Origin of the sequence: Pseudomonas sp. EA_65y_Pfl2_P78, from assembly GCF_963970495.1 — a bacterium.
GTDB lineage: Bacteria > Pseudomonadota > Gammaproteobacteria > Pseudomonadales > Pseudomonadaceae > Aquipseudomonas > Aquipseudomonas baetica_A.
On the sequence record NZ_CAXAON010000064.1, the window covers coordinates 1 to 9,597 of the forward strand.

Annotated in this window: 5 protein-coding genes; all 5 read left to right on the plus strand. The window is 54.6% G+C overall.

All coding sequences use genetic code 11. From position 1 onward, the window contains the following. On the plus strand, nt 1-2,432 hold a 2,432-nt coding region (gene tssI / locus AACY02_RS25535), incomplete at its 5' end, for a type VI secretion system tip protein VgrG (protein WP_339434305.1). Between the two features lie 34 nt (nt 2,433-2,466). Continuing rightward, nucleotides 2,467-2,730 (plus strand): PAAR domain-containing protein, encoded by a 264-nt coding sequence (locus AACY02_RS25540; protein ID WP_008077213.1) that lies wholly within the window; start codon nt 2,467-2,469, stop codon nt 2,728-2,730. Between the two features lie 116 nt (nt 2,731-2,846). Then, nucleotides 2,847-7,532, plus strand: coding sequence for an RHS repeat-associated core domain-containing protein (locus tag AACY02_RS25545; protein WP_339434306.1), 4,686 nt, complete (start codon nt 2,847-2,849; stop codon nt 7,530-7,532). Then, on the plus strand, nt 7,525-7,974 hold the full coding sequence (locus AACY02_RS25550) for a hypothetical protein (RefSeq protein ID WP_339434307.1): 450 nt from the start codon (nt 7,525-7,527) through the stop codon (nt 7,972-7,974). Before AACY02_RS25545 ends, AACY02_RS25550 begins: the two co-directional genes overlap by 8 nt. Before the next feature lie 515 nt (nt 7,975-8,489). After that, nucleotides 8,490-8,966 carry a GrpB family protein gene (locus AACY02_RS25555; RefSeq protein WP_339434308.1) on the plus strand — a complete coding sequence of 159 codons (477 nt, stop codon included), beginning with the start codon at nt 8,490-8,492 and terminating at the stop codon, nt 8,964-8,966. Nucleotides 8,967-9,597 lie beyond the last annotated feature (631 nt).

Sequence of the window (9,597 nt, forward strand, 5' to 3'; positions counted from 1 at the left end):
GCCTGTGCGAGGAAGAAGGTATTCACTACCACTTTCAGCACACCGCCAGCGGCCACAAACTGACCTTCGGCGATGACCAGACGGTGTTCCCGAAACTCGCGCCCGTGGCCTATCAGCAAGATTCCGGACTGGTCGCCGACAGACCGGTGGTCAAACGTTTCGGCCTGCGTCTGGCTACCCGCACCAGCCGCACTACGCGACGCGATTACGACTTCGTCAAACCGAAAATCGAGCTGGAAAGCGACGCCAAAAGCAGTGCCCAGCCAGACCTGGAAGATTACGATTACCCGGGCCGATTCGTTGACCGTGACCGCGGCAAACATTTGGCCAATCGCGCGCTGGAACGTCATCGCAGCGACTACCGTCTGGCCGAAGGTAGCAGCGACCAGCCGATTCTGGTCAGCGGACATTTTCTTGCCCTGACCGAACACGCCAACCCGACGTGGAACGACCTGTGGCTGCTCACTGAAATCTTCCACGAAGGCAAGCAGCCGCAAGTGCTGGAAGAGTCGGTGACCAGCGACACCACGGACAACAAGGACGATTTCCACCAGGGCTACCGCAACCGCTTCAGCGCCATCCCGTGGGACGTGCCGTACCGTCCGCCGCTCGATCACCCGAAACCGAAAGTCCTCGGCACCCAGAGTGCCGTGGTCTGCGGCCCGGAAGGCGAAGAGATCTACTGCGATCAGTACGGCCGGGTGAAGGTGCAGTTCTTCTGGGATCGCGAAGGCAAACACGACGACATGACCAGTTGCTGGATGCGTGTCGCGTCGAGCTGGGCAGCGGAAACCTTTGGCTCGATCAACATTCCGCGAGTCGGCATGGAGGTGTTGATCACCTTCCTTGAAGGCGATCCCGATCAGCCGCTGATCACCGGTTGCCTGTACCACGGCGCTAATCTGCCGCCTTACAAACTGCCGGATTTCAAGACTCTGGCCACGGTCAAGAGCAAGGAATACAAGGGCAGCCGCGCCAACGAACTGCGCATCGACGACACCAACAGCGAGATCAGCATCGCGCTGCGCAGTGACCACGGTGCGAGTGCGATCAACCTCGGCTACCTGACACATCCACGCCCAAGCGGCGGCCAGCCGCGTGGCGAAGGGTTCGAATTGCGCACCGACCGCCATGGCGCGGTGCGTGCCGGTGCCGGTTTGCTGATCACCACCGAGCCGCGCCCGAACGAGTCGAAACATCACAAGGATCTGCCGGAAACTGCCGAACGCCTCGCCACCGCGAGCGATCAGCAGGACGGTTTTGCCGTGCAAGCCAAAGAGTTGCAAGCGCAGGAAGCCGGCGATCAGGACGACGTGGCCAAGGCCTTGCACGCCCAGCATCAAGGCGTGCTCGGCAGTGGCCCGGCGAACATGACCGCCAATGAGTTCCCGGAATTCACCGAGCCGCACCTGGTGCTCGCCAGTCCCGCCGGCATTGCGTTAACCACGCCGCGCTCCAGTCACATCGCCACCGGCGAACACCTGGCATTGAGCAGCACCGGTCACACCAGCCTTTCCATCGGTAAACGCCTGCTGGCCAGCGCCAGTCGCGGCATGCGCCTGTTCGTGCAGAGCATGGGTTGGCGTCTGGTGGCCGCGTCCGGTGACATCGACGTGCGTGCGCTAAAGGACAGCATCAACCTGCTGGCCAAACTCAACATCACCGCCAATGCCGACCGCATCACCATTACCGCCAAGACTGAATTGGTGATCCAGGGTGGTGGCAGTGCCACGACTTACAACGCTGGTGGCATTACTCACGCTACCAGCGGCCCGTACACGGCCCATGCGGCGAACTTTGCCTACACCGGTGCGAAAAGTCTGGCCGGGGTATTCCCGGAACCACTAAAACCCGGCAAGGGCAACCTCGAATTGTTCAACCAGTACGCCGGGCGCCAGGGCATCAAGGAAGGTGATTACGAAGTCATCGACGCCTTGGGCAAAAGCATCAAGGGCAAGCTCGATGGCAAAGGTTTTGCCAGTGTCGCCGGCGCTGCGCCGGGCCCGGCGCGCGTGCTGTTCGGTAAGGATCCGGCGGACACCTGGAGCGATGGCAGTTACATCGGTAAGCCGGAATGGCCGTTGAATCCGCCGGGGGCCGAAGACGTGCCGAGCCAAGTGCAGGCGATGGTCGCACAGGTGTTGCCGAGCAAGAGCTGGGACATGTTGGAGAAGGGCAAGGATATGGCGCAAGCAGGGATGAATGCGATGCAGACCGCGCAGGGCGCAATGCAAACGGCACAGCAGGTGAAAGGCGCAGTGCAAGGCGGAGTGGCTGGATTGCCGAAACTGGCGAGTGCCGCCATGCCGAGTGCGTCGAGCATCCTCGGCGCCGCGAGCAAGGGCGGCCGATTGCCGACGCTTCCCGCACCAACGCTGCCAAAACCTTCCTTGAAAACCCCGGGCATGTTGGCGGGTGAGATGCTGTCATGACAACGGAAACGATTTCAGTCAAAGGAGTGACGCAATGAAAGACGCTATTCGTTTGGGGGACTCCACCACCCACGGTGGCAAGGTGCTCGAAGCCTTCTCTCAAACCGACCTCAATGGCAAGCCGATTGCCGGGGTCGGTCACAAGGTCAGTTGCCCGTTGTGCAAGGGAATTTTCCCGATTGCCGAGGGCAGCAGCACTTACTCTGTCGATGGCACACCTATCGCGCTCGACGGCATGAAAACCGCCTGCGGGGCCGCGCTGATTGCAAGTGGTCCCAAAGGGGCGGTAGTCAGCTGAAGTTCGAATTCACGTTTTGATTCTGTACCTCCAAGAGGCAGGCCTCATGCCTGTTTTTGAGAGGTGTTCAACAATTGTGCATAAAGGCTGGGGCTGCTGGCCGGTGAGTTGCTGTCATGACAAATGAAACTGCTGTTGCAAAGAAACGAGAACCGCAGGTTGCGGTCGCTCCTCTCAATACCATCGACATCAAGGATGTCGGTCGCGGGGCGGCGAAGTTTGATGCTTGGCTGCAGTCTCTCAGCGGAGGTGTAGTTACGCTTGAACGGGTCAAAAACGTCGCTGGTGCGTTGCCGGTGGTAGGCAACATCATGGCGTTGGTCGATGCGCTCGGCGACATCGTTACCCTTGCCAAAAGCAAGCAGAGGGAGGTACTGGACTGGGTGAGTCTGGGCATCAACCTGATAGGTGTATTGCCTGCACCGCCTACCATGGCATCGGCGCGGATGACGTTGCGCCCGACGTTATCGCTGGTACGCCAGGAACTGCGCAATAGCGCAAAGGCGCTATTGGGTGACTCACTGATCGAAGTGCTGATCGGGCATTTGAACGCGACCATCGTTGGCACCATTGACGACTTTGTAAAACAGGCTCAACCCAAGCTCGCGTCAATTCTTGATGATGCCGGAAAGCTTGGACATGACGCTGTCAACGAGATTGCCAAAGGCCTGGAGGCTGTGGTCAATGGCAAGCTCGACGCCAAGGGCGACATGAAGGCTGCAAGTGCAAAAATGAGCGCCGCTGGCAGTCAGTTTCTACATGATCCCAAGGCGTCCATCAGTAATTTTCTTGGCGCTACCTACAGCGCCTACAAGGCTGCGGGAAAGGGGGTGGCTAACAGCGCAGCGAAGAATTTGCTGCCGGAAAATGCCAAGGCATTGGTATTAACCAACACCTCGATGCTGCGCACTTTGGGTGTCGAATTACAAACCCAAATGAAAAAGCTCGGCAATCCTGGCGTCCAGCATTCTATTGGTTGGCTGTTGCAAATGCTTGCCGGCTCCGTGCTTACTTGGCGCAAGCGTCAAGCTCATGGACAAGGTGCAAGTGTCAAACCGGGCACCACCTCCAAAGCTCAGCGCAAGGCGGGTGAAGGGCGTTTGGAAGCAACCAGTCAACAAGCGCCGGCAACCAGTAACTGTAACGGTTGTAAAAACGCGGTAATGCCCGCAACCCAGCACAGCATCAGTTTTGCATTGGGCTCAGAATCACTCAGCCATACCGACTTCAGCTTGCCCGGTTCATTCCCGATCGAGTGGACGCGAACATACAGTTCACGTCTGGCTGAGTATGACCAAAGTGAACTCGGTGCTCGTTGGATCACAGCGCTGACCACGCGTTTTGATTGCTGTAGTGATGGCGTGACTTTTCACGACGCTGACGGTCGCAGCCATGATTACCCGCTTCCCAAAAACGGGCTCTCTCACTACGACGCGATTGAAAACTTCACGTTGGTAAGGGCCAGCGAGGATCAGTTAGTGCTGTGCCGTGGATTCGAGCGCAAGGAAACCTATTTGCGCCGGGGTCAGCGTTACATTCTGACGAGCGTTGAGCTGCGCAATGGCGCTGGGATGATGCTGCATTACGAGCACCGTCACGGAAAGGATTCAGTACTGTCCGACTTGATCACTTACCAGGATGATATTGCAGAGGTTCAGGCCCACCTGGGGACGATGATTGATGGGCAGGGCCGCTTGACCGGACTCTGGGAAATTCGAGACAGTGCGCCTCAACGTCAACTGTGCGCTTATCAATATGGCGACACTGGTGATCTTCTGCTGGCTCAGGATGAGAATGGGGCAAGCCGAGTTTATGAGTATCAGCATCACTTGATTACTCGTTACACGGATCGCACTGGCCGTGGCATGAATCTTCAGTGGCAAGGACAGGATGCAAAGGCTCGCGCTGTGCGCGAGTGGGCGGATGACGGTAGCTTCGACACCCGCCTGGAATGGGACGAAAACATTCGACTGACCTATGTCACCGATGCCCACGGAAACGAAACCTGGCACTACTACGACATCCTTGGCTACACCTATCGCATTCGACATCCGGATGAGCGTTCGGAATGGTTCTTCCGCGATGAGGCCAAGAATCTGATCCGTCATGTTCACGCCAGTGGCAGCGAAGAGCGCTATAGCTACGATGAGCGTGGCAACGTGCTTGAACATATCCGGGCTGATGGCAGCGTAATGCATTACGCCTATGACGATCTGGATCAACTGATCAAAGTCAGTGATGCCGAGGGTGGCCAATGGCAGCGCGCATACGATGATCGTGGCAACCTGATCGAAGCCATCGATCCGCTGGAAAACAAAACCGAATATGCCTACAACTCAGCGGGTTTGGTGACGGGGGTCAAGGACGCCCTTGGCAACGAACAAAAGCTCGATTACAACGAAGCCGGCCAATTGGTGGAGTATGTCGACTGCTCAGGGAAAACCAGCTGTTGGGAATACAACGAACGTGGGCAGATGATTTGTTACACGGACGCGGCAGGTAACAGTACCGAGCATGAGTACAAGGCAGGGCACTTGGTGCTCACCAAGCATCCCGACAAAACCGAAGAGCGTTTTCAACACGATGCAGAAGGCCGGCTACTGGCTTATACGGATGGATTGGGTCAGTGCACGAGCTGGAGTTATACCGCGGCCGGTTTAATTGGCGAGCGGGTCGATGCGTGCGAACAGACGTTGCGTTATCACTGGGATCGTTGTGGACGGTTACTGGTGCTGGAAAATGAAAACGAAAAGCGTGCTCAGTTCCAGTATGACTCTCTAGGGCGTTTGTTGCAGGAGACCTGTTTCGATGGGCAAATTACCCGTTATGGCTATGACGCTGTTACTGGGCGACTAGCCAATACCGTCACCGGCAGCAGGCGCATTGCCTGGAGCTTCGATGCCATGGGCCGATTGGCCGAGCGTTCAGCATCTTTAGGCGATCAAACGCAGCGCGAAAGTTTCGCTTATGACGGCAATGGCAACCTTACCGAAGCCTCGAATGCAGATAGTCGCTTGCAGTGGTTCCATGATGCTGCGGGTAATCTGCGGCGCGAGCACCAACACTATCTAGGGCTGGAGAAGCCGACTATCGCGGTATGGCGACACGAGTACGACGCGTTGAATCAGCGTATCGCCACTATTCGTCCGGACGGGCATAGGGTCAGCTGGTTAACCTATGGGACAGGGCACTTGCTTGGGCTTCGCCTGGACGAGCACGAACTGCTCGGATTTGAGCGTGATGATCTGCACCGGGAAATCGCACGTCATCAAGGCAACCATATACTTCAAACGCAACAGTGGGATCCGGTTGGGCGACTGCAGCAGCAGATGTTGGGTCGCAGCGATGATAAGACCACTCTGCTAAAACGCGATTATCAATACGACGCGGCCGGCCAGTTGACTGACATCAATGATAGCCGTCGCGGTCCGCTCGCTTATCGTTACGACCCCGTGGGCCGACTGTTGAGTGCTGCCAGCCGACTCGGCACAGAAACGTTCGCATTCGATCCGGCCGGTAATTTGCTAGACAAGGCCAATGAGGAGGATCGGCGTCCGCTGTCTGTAGACGCTCCTCGCAGTAAGCGGCTCGACAATCTTTTGAGAGAGTATGCAGGGACACACTACGAGTACGACGATCGCGGCAATCGGACGCTTCGCTGGCACGACGGTCGTTACAGTCGAATGCGGTGGGATCTGTTTGACCGTCTAGCGCACTTCGAAGACGGACGTTTGTCCGTTGACTACGCCTATGACGCACTGGGACGGCGTCTGTATAAAAATTCTGTCGCCTATTGTAAACAGCGGCCTGAGGCGGGCTCCGAATGGAACCGAAACGAATATGCACGCAAGCAGCTTGAGCTCGGCTGTGGCTTTACGCTGTATGGTTGGGACGGTGACAACCTTGCATGGGAAAGCAGTCGTGGTCAGGTCGACGGAGGCCTCGGTCGTACGGTTCACTACATCTATGAACCTGACACTTTTGTTCCCGTTGCTCAGGCGCTTCGACATCAGTTCATTAATCTTTTGACTCAGGTCGAGCACGCTGGCGATTTCAATCTCGAAGAGGATCCGTTGTGGAATTACAGCCCGTCTGCGCAACCTCTGGATGTGTTGGCCTGGTATCAGTGTGACCATCTGGGAACACCTCAGGAGCTGACGGATCAGCAAGGAGATATCGCCTGGAGTGCCCAGTACAAGGCATGGGGTGAAGTTCAAGAAACTCGTTCTCGATTTGCGCAGCAGGTCGGTCTGACCAATCCAATCCGCTTCCAGGGCCAGTATCATGATCCCGAGACCGGGCTGCATTACAATCGTTATCGGTACTACGACCCGCTGATCGGGCGATTTATCGGCAAAGACCCGATCAGTTATGCGGGTGGACTGAATCTTTATGAATATGCGCCAAATCCTGTTAGCTGGGTTGATCCGCTGGGGTTGGCGCGGGACACTGCCAAAAAGGCTGCAGATGCTGCACTGAAAAAGGGTAAGACCACAGGCGCCGCTTCGGAACTACGTACCGGTGGCAAAGTGTTTGTAGGGGTGAGTGGATCGAGATATCCAGTCCATCCCAAGGTCAGGAAAGCCCTGAAGGCTGTGCCGAAGGATCAACGTGAGCCATGGCATGGCAAGTGTGCAGAAATCGAGTGCTTGAGCCGATCCTATGACGCGGGAATGGATCCCGCGGGCGGTACAAGCGAAGCCGTCAATATTGGTACCTCGGGCAAGGGGCATGGAACCGCTAAAAAAGCGTGTCGCTCCTGTAGCTCCGTACTCACAACACTTGGAGTCCACCATGATTAGTCATGAGCAAATCGTTCATTTTTCAGAGCAGTTGAGTAAAGGCAAGGCTGAAGCCGAAGCGGCTCGGAACATAATGAAGTTTATGTGCGCGGGCGTGGGTTTGGTTCTTCAGGACGAAGATGTGTCCCCAATTGTCAAAAGCGCGTTTGCAGCTGCTCACAAATACTGGTTTGAAGGGGAAAAAAATGAAAAGGAGTTGAATGCTGCCAGAGTTAAATGTTGGGATTTTCTGGAGGCGAAAGGACGCGATGTCGACATTGAAGATAACGAGGACGCTGCTGTAAGAGCTTTATTTTGCGTCATGTATCCTGACAGAGTTTCCGATGAAGATTTCGTGCAAGAGTCTTTTGAGTGGTTTTTTGAGATGATCAACAGGATTGGCGATTTCAGTCAGGCGTTTGAAAAGCTAGCTACGAAAGTAGCCCTCGAGGGAGGGGCCTGACCATAAAAGGCCTAAGCGCTGGCTACCACAACCGAGGTAGCTCAGTAAAAGTGATAGCCATTTACTGGTCTAAAGTCGACATTATGAATCGCACTGGTTTCGCAGGCATAACTGGCTCGTTATTTTTGTCGGTTCTCTACCGTTCACAACGGGCGGGAATCGGCCAGGAGCGGTCACTCGCGAATGACTTTTAACGACTAATGGCGGCGGTTTTTCATAGAAAATGAGTGGTAAAACGAGTTTAGGTTAATGCAATCTATTTCAATTCACGCGCTAGGCAAGCTAACTCGTTGCAGTTAGCTGCTACTGACCTTACCATCTGGAATTTTTCCTGGTGTCGGGAAGCTCTTGCGCTGCTAAAAGCAATTAGCCATTATAGTAATGTGCCCTAGATTGAGAGTTTGGCATATCTTTCTTCTAGGTACACATGCAGTAGTCTGCATTCGATAAGCCTTAACAGCATTAGCAAGTTAATACATCTCCAAATTGCCTCTGAAGAATTATAAGCAGATCAAATGAAAAAAATAGCGATTAGCGAACATGCATTTGACTGGGGGAATGCATTCATCAAGGAAGCTCAGTCGATAAGAAATAGACTGAAGCATCCCCTTTTCTTCATAGAGCATGTGGGGTCAACTTCGGTCCCCGGCCTTCCTGCAAAACCAATTATTGATATTTTAATATCAGTTCAAAACTGGAGTTTGTCTGAGGGAATCGTTGAAGTCCTCCGAGACTTAGATTATCAATTGCGCGAAGAATGTTTAGATACCCCTCGCTTCTTCTTGGCAAAATACTCATCTAATGACAGCATTGGCTATCATGTACACATTTGTGAGCCATGCAGCAAGTGGGCACAGGACATGCTCAATTTCAAAGACGAATTGTCTGCGAACGAAAAAACCGCAGAGAACTATGCCGCTCTCAAAAAGAAACTAGCAAAATTTATCATGATGATATTGACGCCTATGCTCTTGGAAAGAAAGATTTTATAGAGGAAGCACTGAAAAGTCGCTCATGTAAGTTTAGTATAAATCAACTCCTGACACATCAGCGCATAGAGCTAGACAGAGCCGATCACCTTAAAAAACGGATGATGAAAATCCAGTTATTGACGGCATTTGTTGCGGCTGCCTGCAAGCGATCTAATCTGGCAGCCTAGCCCAAGCTGCAGGGACGCCAGCACTCGGCCGTGGAGTGCCTGCGCATGGATGTAAATTGTAGACGCCGAGGGATGCTGGCGAATGCGGAATCACATTTAGGCCGCTGAGGCACAGGGATCAATTGTGGTTAGGCTTGGGGCTGACTTGAGTGCAGGTGCCTATTGTCGAGCAAACCACCGGCATGACAGTAGAAGACTAAACTCTGCCAATCGTCGGCGCAGTTCAGTGAAGCTTCAGTTTCAACCGTAGATCGAGAGCGTTGACTGAACTAGAGGATAGAATTTCAGATGGGATCTCTCCCCCGGTGTCAGGATAGTTGTCGCCTCTCCGGTTTTACCAAAAAAAGCATATCGGGGGCGGAAAGAGACTGGTCGTGCCGTACTATTCACCTGAACGCAGAGCCGCATTACTTAAGATGCTGCTTCCCCCGCTGAACCTGTCGATGGCCGAGGTTTCCCGGCGC

Coding starts and splice junctions, on each gene's coding strand:
- AACY02_RS25540 (WP_008077213.1), top strand. CDS start 2,467: ATGAAAGACGCTATTCGTTTGGGGGACTCCACCACCCACGGTGGCAAG.
- AACY02_RS25545 (WP_339434306.1), top strand. CDS start 2,847: ATGACAAATGAAACTGCTGTTGCAAAGAAACGAGAACCGCAGGTTGCG.
- AACY02_RS25550 (WP_339434307.1), top strand. CDS start 7,525: ATGATTAGTCATGAGCAAATCGTTCATTTTTCAGAGCAGTTGAGTAAA.
- AACY02_RS25555 (WP_339434308.1), top strand. CDS start 8,490: ATGAAAAAAATAGCGATTAGCGAACATGCATTTGACTGGGGGAATGCA.